This window comes from Lactobacillus sp. wkB10 (assembly GCF_000760615.1).
GTDB classification, from domain to species: Bacteria; Bacillota; Bacilli; order Lactobacillales; family Lactobacillaceae; genus Lactobacillus; species Lactobacillus huangpiensis.
This window is the reverse complement of record NZ_JRJB01000001.1, coordinates 197,910-222,603: the sequence shown is the minus strand read 5'-3', so window position 1 is coordinate 222,603 and position 24,694 is coordinate 197,910. Positions and strand designations below refer to the sequence as shown.

General features: G+C 34.4%; 26 protein-coding genes. 5 read left to right on the top strand and 21 right to left on the bottom strand.

The window, feature by feature from the left end; translation table 11 throughout:
* Nucleotides 1-148: 148 nt before the first annotated feature.
* Entirely contained in the window at nucleotides 149-1,294 is a 1,146-nt protein-coding gene (locus LACWKB10_RS01065) for an IMP dehydrogenase (RefSeq protein ID WP_034977586.1), read from the top strand.
* A gap of 53 nt (nucleotides 1,295-1,347) precedes the next feature.
* On the opposite strand, the gene LACWKB10_RS01060 is transcribed toward LACWKB10_RS01065, so the two are convergent.
* From LACWKB10_RS01060 to glmS, 7 genes are all read right to left on the bottom strand, one after another.
* On the bottom strand, nucleotides 1,348-1,773 hold the full coding sequence (locus LACWKB10_RS01060) for a MarR family winged helix-turn-helix transcriptional regulator (RefSeq protein WP_034977583.1): 426 nt from the start codon (nucleotides 1,771-1,773) through the stop codon (nucleotides 1,348-1,350).
* Between the two features lie 10 nt (nucleotides 1,774-1,783).
* Nucleotides 1,784-3,181: a DHA2 family efflux MFS transporter permease subunit gene (locus LACWKB10_RS01055; RefSeq protein WP_034977580.1), complete on the bottom strand. Its 1,398-nt coding sequence runs from the start codon at nucleotides 3,179-3,181 to the stop codon at nucleotides 1,784-1,786.
* Nucleotides 3,182-3,311: 130 nt separating this feature from the next.
* On the bottom strand, nucleotides 3,312-4,835 hold the full coding sequence (locus tag LACWKB10_RS01050; protein WP_034977577.1) for a glycosyltransferase: 1,524 nt from the start codon (nucleotides 4,833-4,835) through the stop codon (nucleotides 3,312-3,314).
* A gap of 142 nt (nucleotides 4,836-4,977) precedes the next feature.
* Entirely contained in the window at nucleotides 4,978-5,691 is a 714-nt protein-coding gene (locus LACWKB10_RS01045) for a hypothetical protein (protein ID WP_034977575.1), read from the bottom strand.
* Between the two features lie 36 nt (nucleotides 5,692-5,727).
* A complete protein-coding gene (locus LACWKB10_RS01040) occupies nucleotides 5,728-6,165 on the bottom strand; it encodes a CopY/TcrY family copper transport repressor (protein ID WP_034977572.1) in 438 nt (145 codons plus the stop codon).
* Nucleotides 6,166-6,189: 24 nt separating this feature from the next.
* Nucleotides 6,190-7,005: a Cof-type HAD-IIB family hydrolase gene (locus LACWKB10_RS01035; protein WP_034977570.1), complete on the bottom strand. Its 816-nt coding sequence runs from the start codon at nucleotides 7,003-7,005 to the stop codon at nucleotides 6,190-6,192.
* Nucleotides 7,006-7,131: 126 nt separating this feature from the next.
* Nucleotides 7,132-8,943, bottom strand: coding sequence for a glutamine--fructose-6-phosphate transaminase (isomerizing) (gene glmS, locus LACWKB10_RS01030; protein WP_034977567.1), 1,812 nt, complete (start codon nucleotides 8,941-8,943; stop codon nucleotides 7,132-7,134).
* 371 nt (nucleotides 8,944-9,314) lie between these two features.
* Here glmS and LACWKB10_RS01025 point away from each other — a divergent pair, with 371 nt between their 5' ends.
* Nucleotides 9,315-9,605, top strand: a complete 291-nt coding sequence (locus tag LACWKB10_RS01025) for a hypothetical protein (protein WP_034977564.1) — start codon at nucleotides 9,315-9,317, stop codon at nucleotides 9,603-9,605.
* A gap of 455 nt (nucleotides 9,606-10,060) precedes the next feature.
* On the opposite strand, the gene glmM is transcribed toward LACWKB10_RS01025, so the two are convergent.
* The 4 genes from glmM to murB are packed head-to-tail and all read right to left on the bottom strand — an operon-like array spanning nucleotide 10,061 to nucleotide 14,197.
* The gene (gene glmM, locus LACWKB10_RS01020; RefSeq protein WP_034977561.1) at nucleotides 10,061-11,413 is read right to left on the bottom strand and encodes a phosphoglucosamine mutase; all 1,353 of its coding nucleotides are present in this window, start codon (nucleotides 11,411-11,413) and stop codon (nucleotides 10,061-10,063) included.
* Between the two features lie 20 nt (nucleotides 11,414-11,433).
* The gene (locus tag LACWKB10_RS01015) at nucleotides 11,434-12,411 is read right to left on the bottom strand and encodes a YbbR-like domain-containing protein (protein ID WP_034977558.1); all 978 of its coding nucleotides are present in this window, start codon (nucleotides 12,409-12,411) and stop codon (nucleotides 11,434-11,436) included.
* On the bottom strand, nucleotides 12,408-13,253 hold the full coding sequence (cdaA, locus tag LACWKB10_RS01010; RefSeq protein WP_034977555.1) for a diadenylate cyclase CdaA: 846 nt from the start codon (nucleotides 13,251-13,253) through the stop codon (nucleotides 12,408-12,410). The genes LACWKB10_RS01015 and cdaA overlap by 4 nt, the downstream gene beginning before the upstream one ends.
* A gap of 44 nt (nucleotides 13,254-13,297) precedes the next feature.
* Nucleotides 13,298-14,197: a UDP-N-acetylmuramate dehydrogenase gene (murB, locus tag LACWKB10_RS01005; protein WP_034977552.1), complete on the bottom strand. Its 900-nt coding sequence runs from the start codon at nucleotides 14,195-14,197 to the stop codon at nucleotides 13,298-13,300.
* Nucleotides 14,198-14,295: 98 nt separating this feature from the next.
* Between murB and LACWKB10_RS01000 the strand changes: the two genes are divergently transcribed.
* Nucleotides 14,296-14,829: a 3'-5' exonuclease gene (locus LACWKB10_RS01000; protein ID WP_034977550.1), complete on the top strand. Its 534-nt coding sequence runs from the start codon at nucleotides 14,296-14,298 to the stop codon at nucleotides 14,827-14,829.
* Between the two features lie 74 nt (nucleotides 14,830-14,903).
* On the opposite strand, the gene tsaE is transcribed toward LACWKB10_RS01000, so the two are convergent.
* Genes tsaE through LACWKB10_RS00985 form a run of 3 tightly spaced genes read right to left on the bottom strand, consistent with a single transcriptional unit; the run spans nucleotide 14,904 to nucleotide 17,072 of the window.
* Entirely contained in the window at nucleotides 14,904-15,377 is a 474-nt protein-coding gene (gene tsaE, locus LACWKB10_RS00995) for a tRNA (adenosine(37)-N6)-threonylcarbamoyltransferase complex ATPase subunit type 1 TsaE (RefSeq protein WP_034977548.1), read from the bottom strand.
* Entirely contained in the window at nucleotides 15,367-16,365 is a 999-nt protein-coding gene (gene pta / locus LACWKB10_RS00990; protein WP_034977544.1) for a phosphate acetyltransferase, read from the bottom strand. The genes tsaE and pta overlap by 11 nt, the downstream gene beginning before the upstream one ends.
* Nucleotides 16,366-16,376: 11 nt before the next feature.
* On the bottom strand, nucleotides 16,377-17,072 hold the full coding sequence (locus LACWKB10_RS00985; protein WP_034977541.1) for a uracil-DNA glycosylase: 696 nt from the start codon (nucleotides 17,070-17,072) through the stop codon (nucleotides 16,377-16,379).
* Between the two features lie 196 nt (nucleotides 17,073-17,268).
* Here LACWKB10_RS00985 and LACWKB10_RS00980 point away from each other — a divergent pair, with 196 nt between their 5' ends.
* Together LACWKB10_RS00980 and LACWKB10_RS00975 are read left to right on the top strand one after the other, a co-directional pair.
* Nucleotides 17,269-18,144 carry a Cof-type HAD-IIB family hydrolase gene (locus tag LACWKB10_RS00980; protein ID WP_034977539.1) on the top strand — a complete coding sequence of 292 codons (876 nt, stop codon included), beginning with the start codon at nucleotides 17,269-17,271 and terminating at the stop codon, nucleotides 18,142-18,144.
* Between the two features lie 10 nt (nucleotides 18,145-18,154).
* On the top strand, nucleotides 18,155-18,676 hold the full coding sequence (locus LACWKB10_RS00975) for a hypothetical protein (RefSeq protein WP_034977536.1): 522 nt from the start codon (nucleotides 18,155-18,157) through the stop codon (nucleotides 18,674-18,676).
* Nucleotides 18,677-18,737: 61 nt separating this feature from the next.
* Here the strand turns inward: LACWKB10_RS00975 and LACWKB10_RS00970 are convergent, their stop codons facing one another.
* The 7 genes from LACWKB10_RS00970 to LACWKB10_RS00940 all read right to left on the bottom strand — a co-directional run bounded on the left by LACWKB10_RS00970 (nucleotide 18,738) and on the right by LACWKB10_RS00940 (nucleotide 24,554).
* A complete protein-coding gene (locus LACWKB10_RS00970; RefSeq protein ID WP_034977533.1) occupies nucleotides 18,738-20,306 on the bottom strand; it encodes an ABC transporter ATP-binding protein in 1,569 nt (522 codons plus the stop codon).
* 186 nt (nucleotides 20,307-20,492) lie between these two features.
* Nucleotides 20,493-20,888, bottom strand: coding sequence for a MerR family transcriptional regulator (locus tag LACWKB10_RS00965; protein WP_034977531.1), 396 nt, complete (start codon nucleotides 20,886-20,888; stop codon nucleotides 20,493-20,495).
* Between the two features lie 12 nt (nucleotides 20,889-20,900).
* Nucleotides 20,901-21,755: an aldo/keto reductase gene (locus LACWKB10_RS00960; protein WP_034977528.1), complete on the bottom strand. Its 855-nt coding sequence runs from the start codon at nucleotides 21,753-21,755 to the stop codon at nucleotides 20,901-20,903.
* A gap of 81 nt (nucleotides 21,756-21,836) precedes the next feature.
* Entirely contained in the window at nucleotides 21,837-22,406 is a 570-nt protein-coding gene (locus LACWKB10_RS00955) for a GDSL-type esterase/lipase family protein (protein WP_034977527.1), read from the bottom strand.
* Between the two features lie 66 nt (nucleotides 22,407-22,472).
* Nucleotides 22,473-23,078, bottom strand: a complete 606-nt coding sequence (locus LACWKB10_RS00950; protein WP_034977525.1) for a hypothetical protein — start codon at nucleotides 23,076-23,078, stop codon at nucleotides 22,473-22,475.
* A gap of 94 nt (nucleotides 23,079-23,172) precedes the next feature.
* Complete coding sequence (locus LACWKB10_RS00945) at nucleotides 23,173-23,841, bottom strand: hypothetical protein (RefSeq protein ID WP_034977522.1); 669 nt, start codon at nucleotides 23,839-23,841, stop codon at nucleotides 23,173-23,175.
* Between the two features lie 134 nt (nucleotides 23,842-23,975).
* Nucleotides 23,976-24,554: a hypothetical protein gene (locus tag LACWKB10_RS00940; protein WP_034977520.1), complete on the bottom strand. Its 579-nt coding sequence runs from the start codon at nucleotides 24,552-24,554 to the stop codon at nucleotides 23,976-23,978.
* Between the last annotated feature and the right edge of the window lie 140 nt (nucleotides 24,555-24,694).

The window sequence follows — 24,694 nt, the reverse complement described above, 5'->3', positions numbered from 1 at the left end:
TTTTGTTCGATTTTTGCATTGAAATACTTTGGTAGCAATATTATAATTTTAACAATACGATCTATAATTTTATCTTGACCAAGGTTAAAATCACTAGTAAAGTGTAATCAATTTAACTTTAATATTTTTGAAAAGGAGAGTGCATTAAATGTCAAATTGGACAACAAAATTTGTTAAAGAGGGCTTAACGTTTGACGATGTGTTATTGATTCCAGCGGAAAGCCATGTATTGCCAAATGAAGTGGATCTTCATACTCAATTAGCGCCTAACCTGAAACTTAATATTCCTATTATTAGTGCTGGAATGGACACCGTAACTGAAGGCGCAATGGCAATAGCCATTGCTTTGCAAGGTGGTTTAGGCGTTATTCATAAAAACATGTCCATCACTGCCCAAGCTGGCGAAGTTGCAAACGTCAAAAATGTTGTTGTTCCATCTAACATTACCAAAGCAGCTGTCGATGACAACAATCACCTGCTCGTTGCTGCTGCTATTGGAGTCACAAGTGATACATTTGAACGTGCTGAAGCACTTATCGAAAAGGGTGCTGATGCAATTGTCATTGATACTGCTCACGGTCATTCAGCTGGAGTTTTGCGTAAAATCAAAGAAATTAGGGATCATTTTCCTCATGTTACGTTAATAGCGGGCAACATTGCTACTGGAGATGCTGCTAGAGCTCTTTTTGATTCAGGAGTTGATATTGTCAAAGTGGGTATTGGTCCTGGCTCCATTTGTACTACCCGCGTCGTTGCTGGTGTCGGAGTTCCGCAAATTACTGCAATTTATGATGCTGCTACTGCTGCCAGAGAATACCACAAACCAATAATTGCAGATGGTGGAATGAAGTACTCAGGAGATATAGTTAAGGCACTGGCTGCGGGCGGAAATGCGGTCATGCTTGGAAGTATGTTGTCAGGTACAACTGAAGCACCCGGTGAAGTGTTTGAAAGCAATGGTCAAAAATATAAAACCTATCGTGGTATGGGATCTGTCGGAGCAATGGCTCAAGCCCATGGATCCTCTGACAGATATTTCCAAGGTGGTGTCAATGAAGCTAATAAATTGGTACCTGAAGGTGTAGAAGCACGAGTGGAATATAAAGGTGATGTTTCTGATATTATTTTCCAAATTATTGGAGGTCTGCGTTCAGGCATGGGTTATGTGGGCGCTGCCACTATTGATGAACTACGTGAAAATGCTCAATTTGTGAAGATTACCAATGCTGGTTTAAGAGAATCCCATCCACATGATGTCCAAATTACAAAAAAAGCACCTAATTACGAAAGATAAAAATTTAAATTAAAAAATAGTTATTGCATGAAAGCAATAACTATTTTTTTGATCTATTTTTCAGATATGGCTTCGTTCAGCTTCTGTAGATTTTTTACCAATTCTTTTTTTGTATCAGTTCCTAAAATTTCGGCATAACTATTCTCAGAATTGATAAAATAATTAGTTATTTTTGGTCCAAGCTTGACAGCTTTCTCAGTTAGGATTATTGCCTTTAATCGTGTATCATGTTGATCAACTTTTTTGGTAATCAAGTCTTTTTCTTCCATTAAGCGTAATACATTAGTAGCAGTAGACTTCCTAATGTTAAATTCATGCTCAATATCCTTCTGATAAATTGACTTGTTTTGGGCAAATGAAGCCAAATATTCAATGATCAACATCTGTGTTCCAGTTAAGCCAATTTTCCTGGCGTAGTAATCAGCATTACGATTAAATGTATTTTGTACACGCTGTAAGGCTAATCCTAATCTGTTCATTAATCTTACTCTATTCCTTTGTTTTTACCGATTTTGTAGCTTGATAAAGTAAGTATACACCAACAAGAACAATAATAAGAATAAAAATAAAACCTACCTGAGCAGCCTCAATGTATTTTCCAGTAGTAGAGCTTTGACTACTCATCTGTTCTACAAATTGCATAATAGCTGAAATAATTGCCGTGCCGACAGCTCCAGCAAATTGCTGTGCCATATTGAACAGCCCATTTCCATCTGTATTTTCTTTTTCATCTAGTTGACCAATGGAAGCAGTCATTGTGTCCCCCATTACCAGGCCTATACCCATCATAGTAATAGCATAGAACAGAATAATTTTGCCAGATGATAGTGACGAAGCAAATAAACAATAAAGAATGCCGCCTATTATTTCAAAAAAAGCACCAGTCATAATTGGCTTTCTAGGACCGTAATTGTCGAGCAATCTGCCACTAATTGGTGAGAGCACCGCTCCAACAAGTCCACCGGTTAAAAGCAGAAGACCTGCAGTCATTGCTGTAGAATGATTAACAATTTGAACATAATTAGGCAAGATAAACGACAATCCTAAAGTATTAACTTGAAAAATAAAATAAGCTGTTATGCCTTGAGTAAATTTTGTGTTTTTAAAAACTCTAATATTAATTAACGGAGTAGCGGTATTTAATGAATGCTTGATAAAAATAATTAAACAAATAACACCAACTGCCAGAGGCAAAATGAACATCAATGGTTTTTGTAATATAGTAGACAAATTGCTAAAAGCAAAAATAAAACCTATGAATGTTAAAGCAATACTCAAAAATCCTGCTGTATCGAGTTGAGTATGTGAAATTTTTTTGGATTCATCATTAATTGAAGCTATACCCATTAGCAGAGAAATAATCATCACAGGAATGATAAAAATAAATATGTAGCGCCAACCTAAAGTGTTGACGACTAATCCACCAAAAGTTGGACCTAAAGCTGGAGCGACCGCTGTAATCATTGTTCCTATTCCCATAAGCAATCCAATTTTATCTAATGGTGTCCGTTCCAAAATAATATTAAACATTAATGGAATAGCTATTCCTGCACCTGCTCCTTGGATGACACGACCAAGTACCAGAAAAATAAATTGATTTGCTACTGCATCAATGACTAAACCACAAATAAATAAGGTAGCGGCTGTCACAAAAAGTTTTCTTGAACTAAAATTTCTTTTTAAATATGCAGATAATGGCATAATAATAGAAGCAACTAACAAATAACCAGTTGTCATCCACTGTACGGTAGCCATATTAACATGAAAATCATTCATTAAAACAGGAAAAGTAACGTTTCCCGCTGTTTCAATTAGCACACCTGAAAAAGACATTAATCCGGCTGCGAAAATTGAACAAATTAATTTTGCATCTAATTTTCTTTGCATTCAAATTCCTCCTAAAATTTAGTTAGCAAGCTAACTAATTAACCATAGTAACTCACATTTTTTTGAAATGCAATAAAATAGAGCAAAGAAAAACACCTGAGACTCAGATGTTTTTCTTATAATCAAATATTCATTTATCAGTATCAATTACATATTTTTGCCAATAACGCCAAACATTTTCGCTTGAAAAACGCTTAGCATTTTCATATGCCCCATCATTGAATTTCCTGCGTAATTTAGGACTAGCAAAAAATTCAGTAATTTTGGCAGCCAAATCATCAATATGTCCGTCAGGTACAATGAAGCCACTTTCATCGTCAGAAACCAAATCCGCTACTCCGTAATTAATATTATATGAAATCACCGGGACGCCATGAGATTGGGCTTCAAGTAAAGAAAGATTGAAGCCTTCATACCTCGATGTAGCAACAGATAGCTGCGCATCATCATAAATATAATTCATATCCTTCACATAACCCATAAAATGGACTACATCCTCCAAGTCAAGATCCTGCACTAATTCTTTTAGCTTTTTTTCTTCCTTGAAATTATCAGCACCATTACCATAACCATAGATATCTAAGGTCAGCGAATCATTATTTTGATAAGCCTGATTAAAAGCTTCGATGGTGTCATCAATACGCTTTTCATAAAATAGTCTAGCTACTACTATTATTTTACCTTTAGTGCGCTCACTCATTGGTATATGCTCAACATGCAGCTGCTTATCTGACACTATTCCAACAGGAATAGCAACGATTGGTACTTGTGTCCTCAACCTTTTACGCATATCATCTGCTTGTTGTTTTGTAGGAGTAATTACTAAATCGGTTTTACTAAGTAGCTCATTATTAGAAATTGAGTTGTAAGTAAGAGGTGAAGTAGGATCCCAATAATCTCTAAAATGAATACTATGAAAATGCTCAATTTTTCTGGCAGGCGTTTTCATATTAATCATTGGTACATTAGTAATATTGCTACGGTCCGAAATAAATGTTGATCTTTCATCCCCATCTTGTTCGTTCAATTCATCAAGCATAATGGTAAAGGCTTGACCATTATTCATTAGTGAGTGGACATTGCCATTAGTGTCGGTCATTTGAATGTTAGTAGCTGGATAGACATTTGGTTTTCTTTCATATGAGATTTCATAGTAAATGGTATTATTTGGACGAAAGAACAACTCATAAATTAAATGACCATCAACTGTATCATAAATTTGGGTCATACTCTTAAATCCACGTGTATCGTAAAATTCTTGTTTAATACAGTGGACATCAGCATTAAAATATTTAATTGTATCGATGCTACCATTAGGCAACATAATAATAGTCATTGTTTTACGTTGACCCTCATAGACTTCATAACCATTGTCAATTTTTTTTACATTATTGTCACTCGGAATCGGCAAATCTTTTATAGTTACAATACGACTAGCAAACTTTACTGTACCGGCAAAAAAGTCGAACTTATTAACATAATCATCATCGGTCATGTCATACAAAGGTAAATTTCGGTGAGCAAACCGGTTATATTCCGATGTCACTATTTTTGCCTCAACGTGATTACGTTTAAAGAGCATTAATCTTTTGACTTCTGCGTGCTCTATTCCTGAACTATTCGCATCTAATCTATTATCTAAAAAGTAATACATAAATTGTCCTTTATTCCTATATTCAAACTGTCATAGTCAATTTTAGCATAAAATTTCTAAATATAAGTAGTGGATTTAAAATGCAAAAAAGTATTAACCGATCAATATTCGGCTAATACTGCTAATACTTTAGTTAAATTATTTACCGCTGCTTTTTAGTTAATTTTAAAATTAAAGGCCAAATAATTGCAGCAATTATGCCCAAAGCCAAACCGCCCCATAGAATCGGGGAGGTAGTTAATGAAATTCCATTTGCAACATTACTTTCAAGCCATTGAACTAATTGATTTGCTAAAAACTGTAGTGCTCCAAATGATCCTATGGACGCAACTAATAAAATAATTGAAGCCCAATATTTACCAAATAACATCAACAAAGCAGCTAGAATAAAAACTAATATTGTTGCAAAAAGACAATAATGAAAAATACTAATAGTTTGGTTAACTTTATCCTTGTTTTCATCTAAACCATTGTTAATTTTATTTAGCAGCAGATTGCTTACAGCTTTCTGTACTTCATTATTTTCTGGGAAAGACAAATTCTTAGCAGATACTTCTCCATTTTCTTGATAAATAACACCGAGATTATATAGACTAACATAAGACATATCATTATGATATTTTTTGGGTAACTGTTCTAAAATTTTGTCTTCAACACCAAAATCCTTAGCCAATTTTAGAGTACCTTTTAGTCTTGAGTCACCAGTATCATTTACGCTTTTTTTAATTACAGTTTGTGCCATGCCACGAACATTTTGCACATTAACAGTTATTGGAGATTCCAGTAGCAAAAAGCCAGAAATACAAACTGTCGCAGTAAAAATCAGGCGGAATAAAATACTAGCAAATTTTTTCATTAAATTGACCTCCCACAATAATATTAACTATTTAATCTAACAGTCATGTTGACCCGAAGCTAAACAGTTACAATTAACCATTTCGGGAGCACTCTCTTTTTTAAAAGCAAGTTCTTTTTCTATTTTAGCAATGTCACCCTGAGCAAGAGGCATATCTTTAAGAATAGCTATCATTACCTGACCTTTATGCATATCACACATATGACTCATCATTTCTTTTGTGACCCCAATCATCATTTCGATTTGAGTAACAGTAGCAGAATAAACAAAACGGCGACCATCTTTACGAGTTTTTAACAAACCCTTTTTGACCAAACGTCCCATTAAAGTTTTGATTGTAGATTCAGACCAATTCTTTTTTGCTTGAAGCTGCTGAATCACTTCTCCAGTGTGAATTTCTCCTAAAGTCCACACTATTCTCATAACTTCCCACTCAGCTTCGGAAATATTATGTTCTCTATTTTTTTCTACCATAATAATCAACTCAACTTTATTTTACTACAGAACGAACTTTTTTATTGCTTTCGCAATTCCATCATGATCATTGTCTTCTGTCACATAATTTGCATAATCTTTTATTTCTTCAATTGCATTACCCATGGCAATTTTCATAAAGTCAGGATTAGTAAACATGGAAACATCATTGCCTTGATCGCCTATTACCATAATTTGGCTCGGCTTAATTTTTAATCTTTCTGCCAATTGCAAAACAGCATTTCCCTTGGAAGCGTCTTTAATATTAATTTCAATGATGCTTGAAAAACTACGAACAATATCATATTTTGCAAAAGCCCACTGAGGAATATTATTCCACAATTTATCAACTTCTCGCTCATCATCAAGTACGCTAAGACCCACTTTATTAAAAGTAAAGTCTTGTGTTATTTCTTCAGCTTTACGTACTTTAAGCACATTATTTGTAAAGGTAGCATTCCTCGCCAGATTAACACCTATATTACGATCACAAGTCCAGTAACACTCAGGAGTTTCAAAGTGAAGGTTAACATGTGCCAATCTTTGCAGTTTTCGCATATTAGTAAAGTCACGATAATTCATTTCTTCATTCATTAATATGTTTCCTGCCAGATCCTGAATTACAGCACCATTAAAAACAATATCATACTGTTTTTTACCCTCCAAACCTAATTGCTTATTAAATTCCTTTACACCAGATAAAGGTCTTCCTGAAGCTAAAACAATTTTAATTCCCTGACTATCTGCCTGCTTAAGAACCCGTTCAGTTTCCGGTAAAATCTGCTTTGTAGTTGTCAGCAAAGTGCCATCTAGATCAACCGCAATCAACTTTATTGCCAAAATAATATCCTCCTGCACATTTTCACTATTTTCTTTATTATACAAAAAGTCGTAATTACTTACGACTTTTTCAAGAATTATTCTGTTTTAAATAAAAATTTTTGTTAAAAAAGATGATTCAAAATATTATTCTACCGTTACGCTCTTAGCTAAGTTGCGCGGTTTGTCCACATCCAAACCTTTATCTTTTGCTGTAAAATAAGCAAAAAGCTGTGCTGCCACTACACTAACAAGAGGAGATAAATAATAATTTACTTCTGGCAAAACAAGGTCATCATTTGTTTTAGCTAATGATTTACGAACTATTGTAATAACGTTGGCTCCGCGAGCAATCACTTCTTGAATATTGCCACGCATGAGGTCCGCTGTAATCGGATCATTAATCAATGCAATGACAGGTGTACCCTTTTCAATCAATGAAATTGTCCCGTGCTTTAGTTCTGCTGCCGCAAAACCTTCAGTTTGGATATAAGAAACTTCTTTAAGTTTTAATGCCGCTTCTAAAGCAACTGGATAATCGATTCCCCTGCCGATATAAAAAGCATTGCGACTTGGTATAATATATTTCTGAGCAAGCTGCTCTATTTTTGACTGACTGGAAATTACCTGTTCAATTCCTTCAGCAGCCAAAGCAAAATTCTCTTTTAAGTCAAACGCCTTAGCGTCTTTATTTCCTAATTTCTCGCCCAAAGCTTTAGCTACAATAGCTTGAACTGCAACTTGAGCTGTATACGCCTTAGTTGAGGCAACAGCTATTTCGGGTCCTGCTTCAAGCGACATGGCATAATTAGCTTCGCGCGCCAAAGTAGAGTTAGGAACATTCGTTAAAGTTAAACTGGGTATGTTCCTTTTTATTGCTTGTTGCAGCACAACTCGTGAGTCTGCAGTTTCGCCGGACTGGGATAGGAAAATAAAGAATGGGTGCTTCGACATCATAGGAAAATGATATCCTGCTTCTGATGCAAATCCAACTTCAGTTGGAATTTTAGTCAACTTTTCAAAAAGTTGTTTGCCAACTAAACCCGCATGGTAACTTGTACCAGCAGCAAAGATATAAAGTCTGTCTGCCTTTGATAAAGCATTGATAATTTTAGCATCTACTTTAGGATCACCATTTTGATCAAGATAATATTGATCTAAGTGGCGTAAAACAGTAGGTTGTTCACAGATTTCTTTAAGCATATAAAACTCATAAGTGCCCTTAGAAGCAGCACTTTCATCAATATTTAACTCATAGTGCTGATGATCAACCTTTTGACCTGCAATAGTTTCAAGCTTATATCCACTTTTAGTAATATCTCCGACTTCTCCATCCTGTAAATCGACAAAAGTTTTAGTTTGATCTAATACAGATAGTGCATCGGATGCAATAACATTAAAGTCATTACCAAGTCCAAGCATCAAAGGAGATTTATTTTTAGCAATAAAAATATGGTCAGGATTTTGATTATCTACCAATAAAAGGGCATAAGATCCTTTTATTAACTGCAATGCTTGCTTTAAAGCCGTAAAAGCATCTTCGTTTTTTTCACGAGCAAACTTACTAATTAATTGAACTATCACTTCAGTATCGGTGTCAGACTTAAAAGAAACATCTCCAAGGTACTGCTTTTTTAATTCCTGGTAGTTTTCAATTACACCATTGTGAACCAAATAAAAGCGCTCAGTTTCATCAAATTGGGGATGAGCATTATTTTCAGTTGGTTTGCCATGAGTAGCCCAACGAGTATGCCCAATTCCAACTAATCCTTGTTCATCAGGTGTCATTTTATTTTTTAAATCCTGAATACGACCGGCTGTTTTAGTTAAAAATTCTTTTCCAGCTAAATTATTTAGATAAATTCCAGCTGAATCATAACCACGATATTCAAGCTTAGACAATCCGTTTATAACAATTTCCCTAGCAGATTTTCCAACAATTCCAACAATTCCACACATATATTTCTCCTTTGGTCTAGTACAATAATATAATTTTGGGCTAATTAAATAATTCAACTCACGTATGGAATATTAGCTTTTTTAAAGCAATTGGTCAAGCTGTATTTTTATAATTGGTCTATACTTTAACGTGAAACTACTGTTGCTAACACAAAAAGAGGGCAAAAATAAATGATGAAAATTTTAAACTGAGAACAGTTAAATACCTTTGAACAAGCATAAGTCGTCAGATAAAAAGCAAAAATGACATTTAAGTTTTATTCAAAAAGAAGCAGACTTGTTGTTGCCTTTTTTGTTTTCGTTAAATTATCAGCCTTAATAGACAATTAAACAGCTAACTATTAAAATTCAAGTATGTAGAGGTAATCATAATGAAAATTCATAAAAAAGTGTTTATTAACTTATTAGCTGGAATATTGACAACAACATCATTAGCAGTTACTACAACTAATATTGATCAAGCTCAAATTACTACGTCAAATGTAAATTCTGAGCAAGGAAAGCTAACCTTGAATCATAAGCCTCGTGTTTATAACAAAAAGGGTAAGAAAAAGTATTCTTATCTTAAAACTAATGGGCTGCTTAAAAAAGGTGCTTCAGTAAGATACGTAGGCAAAATTAAAGCTTTATCCAATCCAATAACCAAGCGTTATTTCATTTAACGACTATGATATGAACTGGTTTTACCTACCACATAAAACAATTAAAGGTAAGTAGTATTACAATATTGGTCATGGTGTTTATATCAAGGCTGTAAATGTTAGAAGCATTGATGGATATATTTTATGTGTTAACTACGATACTGTTCATATAGCTCCAATACCATTATCTGCTAATACAGGTAATGGGAAAGCAAATCTTGTTAATAAAAAAGCTGAATTATTTTATGAAGTCCTAAATTCACCAGCAAGATCTGAGGAGTGTAATTTTGTGAAAGCTTCAACTGCTAAATATCTCTTTGGCAAGCATTTAAAACCAACTAATACAGCAGCAGATGTAATGCCAGCCAATATAGAAAAAGATGTAAAAAAATAGAATAAGACCCCCAAATTTGCCGTAAATTTGGGGGTCTTATTATTGTTTACCTGTTTTTAGCTCAAAAAACAGTGGGGTTTATTTATACGCCCATTTCCGCTTCAACTACGTCAGTTATTCTCTTGACGTAAGCATCAGTTTCCTCTTGGGTAGGACCTTCAGCCATTACACGCAGAAGCGACTGAGTTCCTGAGGGACGAACTAATACTCTTCCCTCATCTCCCATATCACTTTCAACTTCCTTTATTACATTCATAATCGGTTCATGATTTTTCCAAGAATTCTTATCTTTAACCGGAACATTTACCAAACATTGAGGATATTCTTTAAAATCAGTTAACAACTCTGTTAAAGTTTTGCCTGTTTTTTTCATTACTAACATTAGGTGCAAGCCAGTCAGCATCCCGTCACCAGTATTATGATAATCACTCATAATAACATGACCAGACTGCTCCCCACCTAAGTTATAGCCATTTGCCCGCATTTCTTCTGAAACATACCTGTCGCCAACTTGAGTACGAACATTTTTAATCCCACGCCTTTGTAGTGCCTTCGTAAAACCAAGGTTGCTCATTACAGTAGTGACAATAGTGTCCTTTTTTAGTCGACCACCATCTTCCATGTAGCTTCCAAGAATATACATAATATGGTCTCCATCAACTTCATGACCGTTTTCATCGACAGCGATACAACGGTCTGCATCCCCATCAAAAGCGAGACCAAGTTGTGCACCCTGTTTAACCACTTCTTCCTGTAGTTTTTTAGTATGTGTGGCACCAACATGATCATTAATATTCAAGCCATCAGGATTAATAGCAATCGTAGTAAAATCAACACCGCAATCCGCAAACAAACGAGAAATTAGGCTGCTAGCAGCTCCGTTAGCACCATCAATAACGACTTTGATACCGCCAAGATCTTCAGGAATTGTATTTTCGATAAATTGTAAATACTTTGCGCTGCCTTCGTGAAAATCAGTTACAGATCCTAGACCTTTAGCAGAAGGTCTAGGCAATTTGTCCTCAGGTGCATCAATTAGTTGTTCAATTTTGCCTTCCATTTCATCAGACAGTTTCAAGCCATCACTACCAAAAAACTTAATACCATTATCTTCGACAGGATTGTGGGAAGCAGAAATTTGTACACCTGCATCAGCTCCTTGGGCACGCACTAAATATGACAAGCCAGGGGTAGTTATTACTCCGACTTCCAAGACTTCAATTCCAACAGATAAAAGACCTGATATCAAAGCATATTCCAACATTTGGCCAGAGATTCTTGTATCACGTGAGACTAAAACTTTAGCCTGTTCTTCTTTGGCTTTATTTTTGGTTAAGACATATCCACCGTCACGACCCAATTTAAACGCCAATTCTGGTGACAGGTCTTGATTAGCCACTCCACGAACTCCATCAGTGCCAAAATATTTTAACATTAGTAAACAACCTCTCTATCTTAATTATTTTTTCCTTTTGAATCGTTTGCATTATCTACTTTTACTTCTACAGCAATTTGCGTTGGATTAGACTTAACAATACCATCAGGTAAATCAAGAGTAATAGTCTTAGTTGTAGTAGAATTAACAGAAGCTAAATCAACAGGAACCTCTAAATTTTTAATTTTTGCTAAATCTTTTTCATTACCATATAACGTAACATACTTATTTTTTACAGTAAGCGAATACACTTTATCTGTTTTTTCATGTTCAGGCTTCAGCTTTATTATAACTGCTTTTTTAGAAGTGGTAATGGGAATTGTCACTTTGGCTGTAGCTGGATCAATCACAACGTTAAGTTGTCTGCCCTTACGATCTTCAGCTATTAAACTTACTTGACGTTCATAAGTGTGATCGATTCCATTAGGTAGAATAACTTTGGCAATTATTTGATCAATCTGATCAACCTCGGAACGAGCTCCAGTAACCTCTACTTGTTGTGGGTATACACTGGAGTGTCCCAACTGATAACCCTGTCCAACAGCACTCTTATTATACTCTATTTGTACGGGCATAGTTGTGGACTTTCGCCGTTGAATATCAACTTCAACGCTGCGTGGATTAACAGAATAGGAAATTTGCTTATTAATACCGTTTACATGTACTCTAACATTATGTTGACCAATGCTTTTTTTCGTTAGATCGATATATGCCCTAAAATTTTGGGTATTTATAGTTGATGTAACCAATGCAGTAGATCCTTCAAGGGTAACGCTTACTTTTTCAGGATAACCCACAACATAAAATTTGTCTGTATCTACAGAAACTTGTAAGGGAACTTTAATAGTTTGAGTTTTATTTGCAGTCTGCTTAGTTTTATCCGTCTGTCCCTGAGACAAAAATCCTTCTTGGGTAGAATTAACATAAATTACCAGTAAAACAGCAATTAAAAGGGAAACCAGCCGAATAAACCATGATTTTTTCCAAAACTCTTTCATCGATCGGCACCCCATTTCCATATCTTACGTATAATTTTTTGATACCACTTGTCATTATCATTTTTCTTTGGGACCAGTTCTGCATTAAGGTACTTTAAGTATTCGTCTCGTGTCATGTCAACTAAAAAGCGACCATTACGTGTGATCGTTACCCCACCTGTTTCTTCTGAAACGACTATGGTAATTGCATCAGTCACCTCTGAAATACCAACAGCTGCACGGTGACGAGTTCCTAATCTCTTAGGAATCATACTGTTATCAGACAAAGGTAAATAAGCTGCCGCCACTGCAATTTGATGATCCTTATTAATAATAACTGCACCATCATGTAAGGGAGTATTAGGAATAAAAATATTAATCAGCAGTTCTCCCGTAACATCGGCGTTAAGCTTAATCCCAGTTTCAATATAGTCTTCCAAGCCGGTTTCTTGTTGAATAGTAATTAACGCACCTATTCTTCTTTTCGACATATATTGAATAGCTTTATCAAGTTCATTAATAAATTGAATTGATTCAGTACGGGCACTTTCTTCTCGACCACCAAAAATTGGCAAGCGACCTAAATGTTCGAGACCTCGTCTAATTTCTGGCTGAAAAATTACTATTATCCCAACAACTGACCATGAAACTATTTGATCAATAAGCCAAATCGTTGTGTGTAACTGAAAAATGCCAGCAAGGATACGAACAATAAAAATCAAGACAATTCCTTTGGCTAACTGAACAGCCTTGGTTCCTCTGATCAAAATAACCAGGTGGTAAACCACAAACCAAATAATCAGAACATCAAGAATTATTGAAAAGTTTCCCCATGTAAAAATGTGTGCTCCATTAGTCTGCATAAATACTCCCTTCTATCATAGACAAACTTAATAATTTTTTCGGGTTAATCATTAGGTTTACCAATAATTCTAACTTCAGTGTGTAAATCCAGACCAAATTTCGTTTTGATTTTTTCTTGAATCAAATGAATCAGGTCAAGATAGTCAGTTGCAGTGGCATTACCCTTATTCACTATAAAACCAGCATGCTTTGTAGAGTCTTGAGCACCACCAATTTGTTTTCCTTGTAAACCAGCTTGAATAATCATAGGACCAACATAATGACCAGTTGGCCGTTTGAAAACACTGCCACAAGAAGGGTATTCCAGTGGTTGTTTATATTGACGCAAAGCATTTAAATAATTCATATCCGCCAGAATGCGGGTTTTTGCAGATTTTTTTAATGCAAAAACTGCTTCTAATACAATGTCGCCATTCTCTTGAACCAAAGAATGACGGTAGGAAAACTTCATTTCCGACTGAGAATAATTTTTAAAGTTGCCAGAACGCGTCATTACCCTGACACTTTCAATAACGCTGCAAGTTTCACCTCCATAGGCACCAGCATTCATGAACACAGCACCTCCGACACTGCCAGGTATCCCAGCAGCAAATTCTAAACCACTAAGACTATGATGGGCAGCTGTAAATGCGGTTTCGACAATAGTCGCTCCCGCTTGAGCAATAACTTTGTTTTTATCAACCTTAATTTGATTCATTTTGGTTAAAATTAGGACTATACCTGAGATACCACCATCACGAATTATTAAATTGGAAGCATTTCCTATTATAGTCAAGGGAATATTGTTATTATGTGCGGCAATTACTAAGTTTTTTAGCTCCCTTTCATTTCGTGGAAATGCAAGAAACTCAGCAGGTCCCCCAGTTTTTGTAAATGTATATTTACTAAGCGGAACATGCCTCTTTATTTCTATGCCATTTTTGGTTAAATCTGATAATTTCAAATCAAAAATCCCCTTTGTCTAATCTTTTTCTATTTTACCGCATTCAGTTAATTGCTTCATCATATGTTATACTAAAATTAAAATTTAAAGGTGAGAAAATGAATTTTATCGCGATGGATTTTGAAACTGCCAACCGGCATCCAGAAAGTGCTTGTTCACTTGCTTTAGTAATGGTTCGCAACAACCAGATCGTAGATCGATTTTATACGGTCATTAATCCCCAAATGCCTTTTGATGCACGTAATATTCAAATTCACGATATAACTGCTGAAGATGTCAAAGATGCTCCTACAATGGCAGAGGTATGGCCCAAAATAAAAGATTTGTATCAGCCAGGAATGTTAGTAACTGCTCACAATGCCCGTTTTGACACAAATGTGATGCGACAGAGTTTAGCCCGTTATGACATACAAGAACCACACTATTTTGTCATTGATACTCTACAAACCAGTAAATTGCTTGAACCTAAGTTGCCAAATCACAGACTTGATACAGTTTCAAAAGCTCTTAACGTTGAACTTTGGCACCATCATAATGCATTAAGTGACAGTGAGGCATGTGCAGGTATATTAATAGCTCAGGATGAGCAATACGGCGACGACGCATTGAAAAACTTGGTTTACCAAATATAATAGAAAAAACAGGACCTAATGACATAACCCTAAAATCTGAAAAATTCTGGGTCACATTATAAAAGCCCTGTTTTTTAATTTAATAATTGCAAAATACTTTTAGACCATTGTTTGTTTCTTGCACCCTTTGCATCAAACTCAACTATTCGCTTAGTAGAATCCCAACTATCATCAACACGCTTAATAGTTATTTCTAGAAAAGTTTCTGGCAATTGTTCCTGCACAATTTCTGGCCATTCAATCACTACTATACCGGGTTCAGCCAAATATGCATTCAAATCAATCGAAGATAAATCATCATCTTCCAAGCGATAAAAATCCATATGATACAATGGCAACCTGGCCTCAGGATATTCGCGGACAATTGTAAACGTAGGACTTTTGACCGGTCGCTTAATTCCCAGTGCTCTGCCAATTCCTTGAGTTAGCGTCGTTTTTCCAGCTCCAAGATCACCATTTAATAACAATAGATCATGTGCCTCGGCAGTCTGAGCAATAACCCGACCTAAGTCCTGCATTTGTTGCGCTGAATTGACATTAAGCTTCATTTTCTTCATTCCTTAGTAATACCTGTGCAGCAGTCAATATGGCAATATTATACACATCCTGAGTACTTGCTCCGCGTGATAGGTCATTAACAGGCTTACGAAGTCCTTGCAAAATCGGACCAATAGCGGTGAAATTTCCTAGTCTTTGAGCTAATTTATAGGAAATATTCCCAGACTGTAGTTCAGGAAATATAAAAACATTGGCCTGGCCTTTTAAAGGAGAATCAGATGCTTTTTTTGCAGCTACATCAGGCACAAAGGCTGCATCAAATTGCAATTCACCATCTGCCAAAATTTCAGGATGGTTCTTTTTAAAAATTTCAACAGCCTGTTTTACTTTAGTAACCATCTCACCCTTAGCTGAGCCTTTAGTTGAAAAACTTAGAAATGCTACTTTAGGATCAATATCAATCATTTGGGCAGTTTTAACTGACTGGTACGCAATCTCAGCCAAAGTTTCACTATCCGGATCCAAATTAATTGCACAGTCAGCAAAGACATACTTTTCGTCTTTTCTTTCCATAATAAAACTGCCAGAAACTCGTTTCATTCCCTTTGACGTATGAATTAACTGTAAAGCAGGTCTGACAGTTGCAGCTGTTGAATGGGCAGCTCCTGAAACCATACCGTCAGCTTCATCCATTTCTACCAGCATAGTGCCAAAATAATTTCGGTCTTTCAGTGTTTCTTCAACTTCACTCTGTGGAATATCTTTTCCGCGTGCTTTAACAAAACTCTGAATCATAACTTTTTTATTTTCATAGTTACCGGGATTTACTATTTTCAAATCTTCAAAATCTAAATTTTCCTTTTGAATTAAGTCGATAATTTTTTCCTGGTTCCCCAATAAAACCGGTGTGACAACCTTTTCAAGTGACAATTTACTAGCAGCTTTTAAAATGCGGGAATCACTTGCTTCAGGAAAGACTATTTGAATATTTTTTTCTGCTTTTTTTACTTTATTTTTTAATAAATCAAAAACGCTCATTTACTTCCTACCTATGCTAAATCTTCTTTTGTTATATTTGCGGGCAATTGCCAATCAATTGGAATTTCGTTAAAGTTTTTCAGTGCTTCATTGCAACGTGAAAAAGGTCTCGATCCAAAAAATCCTCTATCCGCAGAATATGGACTTGGATGAGCTGATTTAATCACAAAATTTTTATTCTGGTCAATTAAAACGATTTTATTTTGAGCATAGCGTCCCCATAATATAAAAACCACCTTACCGCGATCACTAAGAGCCTTAATAGCAGCATCAGTAACGTCTTCCCAGCCTTTTCCCTGATGACCGTTAGCGTGACCATAAGGGACTGTTAAAACAGCATTTAATAGTAAAACACCTTGATCTGCCCATTTTTTTAAATAACCATGATTAACTGGTCTGCAACCAACATCATCATAAAGTTCCTTATAGATATTTTGCAGAGAAGGAGGCAATTTTACCCCCGGATTAACCGAAAAGCTCATCCCTGTTGCCTGACCAGGATTATGATATGGATCTTGTCCTAATATTACAACTTTTGTATTTGCAAACGAAGTTAATTTAAAAGCAGTAAAAATATGATACATGTCTGGATAAATTTTTTTGGTGGCATATTCTTTTTTTAAGAATTCATGTAATTGCTGATACTTTTCACTTTCGAAAACAGGAGCCAAAATTTTATCCCAGTCATTACCTATAAACTTTTTCATTACTTCAACAGCCTCTCTTTCACTAACTTTTATGTTATCATGAAATTAATTATCAAAGTGAATCAAATTGGTACTTTTAATTTCTTCTTACTTTTTACCCAAGTTCAACAAAATTAAAAGTAAGGTTTTTTTCATATATAGTAATATGATAAGTACCAAAATGTTTATCAAACTTGGAGGAGGAGCAATTTTACCATTGATTAAATTAGTAGCTTGTGATTTAGACGGAACTCTTTTTAATAGCGATATGGCTATTTCAGAAGAAAATGTAGCTGCAATTCGTGCAGCACAAAGAAACGGTATTGAATTTTTAGTGGCAACAGGACGAACACCACGCCAATCTCGCAGAACCATTGAGAAATATGGCCTTAAGACTGGCTTTATCAATATTAATGGCGCCTTAGTCTACGATGCCGACAATAATTTAAAAGTTAAACATAAATTGCCTAATGACAAAGCGAGCGCAATTTCAAAAATTCTTAAAGAAAATAATATATACTTTGAATTAGTAACTACTGATAAAATATATTCAAGTGATATTAGTAAACGTGTAGTTAATCTTGCTCGAGCATTAATGATACTTAATCCAGGTGTTACTTTTAAAAAAGCTGTTGCCACAGCTGCTGGTAGTGATGCAATGTTAAGTATGACTTTAGTTGATAATCTTGATCAATTATTAGCTAACGATAAAATTGAAATAATGAAGATCATTGCATTTGATGCTCACGGACAATCTGCCTTTGCTAAAGCTAAAAAAGAAATCAATGCATTAGGAAATGTCGTTGTTACTTCAAGTTCGGCTGCTAACATTGAGATTAATGATATTAAAGCTCAAAAAGGACCTGCACTTCTTGATTATGCCAAAAAGAAAGGTCTTAAACGTGAAGAGGTGGCTGCTATCGGAGATAATTTAAATGACGCCAGTATGATTAAAGACGCTGGAACCGGCGTGGCCATGGCAAACGCAATACCGACAATCAAAAAGTTGGCACAGGTCAAAACTAAATCAAATAATGATAATGGAGTTGCTTACATATTAAGAAAATTTATTAAAAATAACGCTAAAGAATAGAGGTGCTTAGATGCGCTACTTATTGGAATTAACTCAAAAACAGGAATATGGTCAAATACCTGTGGCAAATGAAAACAATAAAATTCAGTATATTATTCAAGGCAATTTAGATAATCCTAACCATACCCTCTATCTAAAAAAGTATACCGGTAAAGAAATTGGTCGACTTTATACTGACGGCAATGGAATTATTTCTTCATATACAATTGATGTTGTTAACCACTCATTAGTAAAGGTTAAAAGACTAAACAATAAAGTAGCTAATCTTTTCTATATCACAAGGTTAAATTACATAGTAACCGGCAGCATAAAAAAGGGCAGTTATAAATTTCTCTCTGGAATTAAAAAAGTTGCCACAGTTAAAACCGTTATACAAAATGAAGGAGTAGTCCTGATCTGTGAAGTTGAGCGGCCTGAAGATGTTCCATTTATTTTATTATGTGCTACGCTTTTCACTCAGTGGCATACAACTCCGCTAAGATTGCCAACTTTTCCACCTATTGGCCGTAAATATAATGTTAACTTTAATTAAATAGTTACCAGTAAAACAGACTGATTTCGCTGGTAACTTTTTTATTTTTAGAAATTCCTCCCTAATCTAGTGATAAAATTTTAAAATTGAATTGAGCAATTTCCTCATTTCGATGTGAAACTACTATTACTGTTTCAACTCTTTTAAGTAATTTTTGTAATAATTCTTGCGCTGTTTTCAAGTCAATACTGGAAAAACTTTCATCAAGCAAAATTATTTTACCTTTAATATCAATCAGCCTAGCCAATGCAACACGCTGCTCCTGCCCACCCGAAAGAGAATCAAATTGCCATTCATCGCTAATATTAAAATCTTTCTTTACTAAGTCGAGAGTTTTTTCATTATAGTTGCGACCGAGCAAAATATTATAATCAATTGAGCGCGGAAAAATTGTAACTGCCTGTGGCATATAAACAATCAACGAATTAATTATGCTTCGCGGTATGGCATTAATATCAACTCCATTAAGCAGTATTTTTCCCCGGCTGGGCTTTAGTTGACCAGTAATCAGCTTCAATAAGGTCGACTTTCCTCGTCCCGACACACCATTCAGCTTATAAAAATCTCCTTTTTTAAAAGTAAAAGAAAAATTATGCAGTATTTCTTCTTTTGCTTGAGGATATGCAAAAGAAACATTGTGAAATTCCAAAGTTCTGAATTCCATTGGAAAAGTTGTCTTATCAAATTTCTCAACCTTATTTTTACTTTTTTCTTTCAAATTATTAAACTTGGCAAAGATACTTGATGTAGAAAGAAGTTGGGCAAAATAACGGTTAATAATACCTGCTGAGTCGAACACTTTAGTAGCTAATTCGGCAGTGGCCAAATTAGCCCCAGCACTGATTTTTCCTTGAAAATGCAGGGCTCCGGTAATTCCTAAAATAAGCAGTTGACTGCCTATATTAATCACACCAGTTATAATGTCAACAGCTGAACGTCTAACTGTGTTATGTACATTCGCCTCTTTTAGTGATTGTGAACCAGCAGCTACTAATTTCTTTATTTCGCTGAGAACATTAAAGGCATATAAAGTATCATAACCGTGCAAACCGCTGCTTGTAAATTTTAAAAATTTTTCATTTGCCTGAGAAATCCTAGCAACTCCTGTAGTAAGAAACTTTTTACAAAAACGCGGAACTAAAACAATTATCAAAACTAAAATAATTGCAGCAAGAAAAAGAATATAACTGTAAAGATATAGTGCTGCTAATGCAAAAATCGCATTACCGCTAAAACGTACAATTAGAAAAAAGGTATTTAAGCCTTCTTTTTGAATTAAATTGACATCATTTTGCAAGTAAGACTCATAATAATCAACTGGATTTTCTTTAAACTTATTTTGAGGAAGTTTAATTAAACTGGTAACAATATCATTGCGAATATCACTTAGAATATCCTGCGTTGCGGTTTCTTGAATATAATTTTCAAAAAAGGAAACAATAAATGTTAAAAACCAGAGCATGAAGATAATGAACAACATTTTAATAAAGCGTTCCATTTTACCTGCAATTAAATAGTTTGCCAGCACAGCCATTTTAGTAGCAGCCAAAACCTGCAATATTGAATTAACTAGTAGTAATAAACAGGCTACTATAACTAAGAATGCATGCTTTTTTAAATATTGGTACATTTTGGCCTCCTAAACTATCATTAAGATAATAAATAGTTTTTTACAGCTTATTTAATTAATTTATAATTTATTAATAATATTAACAAAAGAAATTTGGTCATACAAGCTGTCCTTACAAACCTTTTCTATCAGTAAAATATAAAAAGCCCTCCTAAAACCTAATTTTAAGAGGACTTTTGGGTTGAATTAAATTTCAACTGCGCTTTCATATGCCAATTTTTCTTTTTCAAAAGTTAACAAGTGATCATCAAAATGATCGATTTTATAATTAAGATAATTAATTGTTTTTTGAATATCTATCATTCGTTTTTTCAGCTGGTCTCGCTGATCAGTTAACAAACTTTTTCGCTGATCAGAAGATGAACCGACCTGATATATGTTTACAAAATACTTTAATTGCTTTACTGACATGCCCGCTTTACGCAAAACCTTAATATAGAAAATCCAATTCTCTTCATACTGATCATAGACACGATAGCCGTTCTCGTCTCGTTTAACAGGAGGAATTAACTTTTCCTTTTCCCAATATCTTATTGTATCTTTTGTTAAATCAAATTCCTGACTTATTTCTTTAATTGTCAACGTTATTTTCCTTCAATCTACATTTCTAATTAAATCATGAATATTTTGAACTGCAACCGGGTCACGATGGTCAAAAAACTGACTTTCATTTCTATCTAATGTTCTGATTTGATCCATTTCTTCATGACTTAACTCGAAATCAAAGATTTTACTGTTTTCAACAATTCGTTCGTGATGAACTGACTTTGGGATCACTACTATTCCTCTTTGAATTAACCAGCGCAAAATGACTTGTCCGGTAGTTTTATGATATTTAGCACCTATTTTTGACAACAAAGAGCTAGTAAAAACATGGTGTTTACCTTCAGCAAATGGAGCCCAAGCTTCTGGCTGAATATGATGTTTTTTTAAGAAAGAAACTTCATTTGTCTCTTGCATCCATGGGTTGGTTTCAATTTGATCTACTGCAGGAAGAACATCATTATACAAACTTAAATCAAGTACACGGTCAGAAGTGAAATTAGAAACACCTATTGCTCTGATAGTTCCCGCTTTATAAGCTTCTTCCATTGCTCGCCAAGAGCCATAAATATCACCATATGGTTGATGAATAAGATAAAGATCTAAATAACTAAGCTGTAATTTTTTTAATGAAGTTTTAATTGCGCGTTTGGTCGCTTCATATCCAGTATCAGATACCCACAACTTTGTAGTAATAAACAAATCTTGTCGATTAACTCCACTATTTTTAACAGCTTTTCCTACCGCTTCTTCATTGCCATAAGAAGCAGCTGTGTCAATTAAACGATAACCAGTTCTAATTGCATCCGCAACCACACGTTCAGCAATACCCAAATCAGTTATTTGAAAAACTCCAAAGCCCAATATAGGCATTGTAATACCATTATTTAGTTTGATTTCTTTCATTTTATTGCTCCTTTATAAGATTACAAAAAGATTGTAAACCTTAGAGTTAACTCTATAGCAAACAAAATAAAGGAGTATTTTTTACCTTTTTAGTTCGTTTACCAATAAATCTGACAAAAACTTGTATCCTTCTGTTCCAAAATGCAAGCCATCATTCAATTGTCCTTGACAAAGAGTTTTTAAGTCACTATGTTTAATCATAGCTTGAAATAGATTAATAAAATTCAAATTATAAGTTTCGGCTAGTTTTATTAATTCTGTAGTATAAATAGCTATTTCACGATTGTTTCTCTTTTTTTGTCTGGTCTCATCAACTGCAGGCGGTGAAATCAAAATTACATTTTGTGGATAATATAAACAAATTACGCTGGAAATTATGAGAGACATATTTTTACTAAATTGTGTAACCGGAACATTTTTGTGCAGGGCCAAGTCATTAGTTCCCAAGAGTAGAATTAATTTGTCACAACGCTCAACTTTTAACACTAAATCTGGCAATAATGCGTAAAATGCTCCTGAGTTAATACCAGAAACTGCCGTATTAACTAAATTTGTGCCTGGTATTTTTTCTTTTATCTCTGCATTAATACGAGGCTCTTTTAAGCCTTCTTTGCGTGCAATAATGCTATCTCCTGTTAACAGTAGTTTCACGAGTTTCTCCTAAGTTTTCATAAAAAAAACTGTAATCACAGAGAGTTGAGACTACAGCGTAATATCTTAACGTGGATTAATTTTACTATACTTCATGTTTTTAAATTCATGAGCACTATACTTATTAGTTAAAGCTTTGGATTTAAAGTATTGATTTATTACCAACCCATTTTGTGGATTACCTTGAAATAAAATTTTATGATTTTTACCAGCTAATTTTTCATTTTTGATTGTGAAAGCAAAACCGTTTTTAAAAGAGTTCTCTTGGACTGGGCTTAGAATGATCCATTCATTACCATTTATTTTTCTAGTTGTAACACGCAGGTATTTAGCAAGTTCATTTTTATTACTTTGTTTCCATGAATTAGGCATTTGCCAGAGATACTTTTTTGTTCCTTTAATGAAACCTGTTTTCACAACTTTAACATAATCATTTGCCCAAGGAGTATTAAAAGCAGACTTGTGAATAAACATGGGACTTGGTGTAAGATTATTGTTGCTAAACCACTTACCTTGCCATGTCTTTGGGAATTTAAATTGCTGTCCCAGCCTAAACTGGTTCTTCTGATTTTGCACTGCCTGCACTGTTTGCGTCTGATTTGATTTAATTGGTACATTAAGTGATAGAGTAAGAGATGCTATGGCAGTTAATGCAGTAATTATTTTTGACATTCATTTTCTCCTAAAATTAATTATTATATAGTAATAATTATAAACTTGCTATTCAATTTAAGAAATACATTTTTAAAGCAAAAACTGGTTCCATTTAAAAACCAGTTTTTATTCTGAAATATTTACTTTTTTGATATTGATTAAAAACAGGAGCATACGTTTCATTCTTAAAATGATAATTTTGGTATTTCTGTGCTAATTTTGGTGAACGGTAAAATTGATCATAGATTTCGCCAGTCTTAGGATTTGCTTCAAACATTACTTTCTGGGTTTTACCGTCAATTTTTTTATTTTGTAAACTGAAAGCATATCCTATTTTGATATTATTTTCATCAATCGGACTAAAAACTATCCACTTTTTATTTTTTAAGTTTTTTGTGGTTACTCGTCCCAATTTTTTAAATATTTTATTATGTTTTGTAAACCAACTCTGGGGCATTTGCCATAAGTATTTACCAGTACCTTTTACTTTACCGGCTGAAACTAATTCAACGTATTCTCCAGTCCAAGGTGTGTTGAAACCATTTTTCTTAATAATCATGTTGCTCAAGTGACCATGTGTATTACTAAACCACTTGCCCCGCCATGATTGTGGAAATTTGAAATCTCTTTTAAAGCCATACTTAGTTTTATTACTGATTTTCTTAACTGATTTTTGCACCTTAATAGTCTGAGCTTGATTTGTCTGGCTATTAATAATTCCACCTGCTGCAGCTAAAGCAATTACTGCTGCTGTCCAAATGGCAGTTTTACGAAGTTTCATAGTATTGCCTCCTTACTATAATTTTTACCTCATATTATGGACAGGTATTTTCATTATTGCAAGCGGTATCATTAAAAGTAAACAAAAAGCCACTATGAATAGTGACCTCGATTACTTAGGAAAAATGCATGGAATTACCATTCTCCGTATCTTTTTAGCTCTTTAGGCTTATGACCTCCATATTTTTTAGCAAGCTTGCGCGTTTTCCAATAAACATTAGTAATTCTAAATGAGGATGTAGTTCTATCAATTAAAACCTTATGTCCTTTGTAATGATATAAGCCAAGACTCTCACCAGATAAAACCGGACTTACCCACGGATACATGGATATGTATTTTATACCCTTATCTTTTTTAAACTTTACTGGATAATATGTTCTCGACCAGTTCCGAGCCGCCTTAGGTATTTTGGTACCTTTAAAATTAGCTTCTTGCTTATGCAATGGACTCCCGGCAATCGTGTGGGCAGTAATCTTTATCTTATTAATTTTCTTTGCTTTAATTCCATTAATGTCAAAATATTTGCCATACCATGTGCCACGCATTTTTTTAGGTACAGTAAATTTTCCTAAATCTCCCTTAACATGTTTTGCGTCTACAGTATTACTAAAACCAGCAAAATTGTTACTATCTTGAATACAGAATCCTAAAATTAGTACTCCCAAGAGTGCTACCAATATTTCTGCTAGTTTAAAATTAACTTTCTTTTTCATTTCACTGCCTCATTTTATTATTTATATATAAATTGTTTATAAAATTATAGTATTTTATATTTTATTACAAATCAAGCACAAAATAATTGTATTTTTCGGTTAAACAAAAAAGTTTCTGCGAATCGCAGAAACTTTTTGAT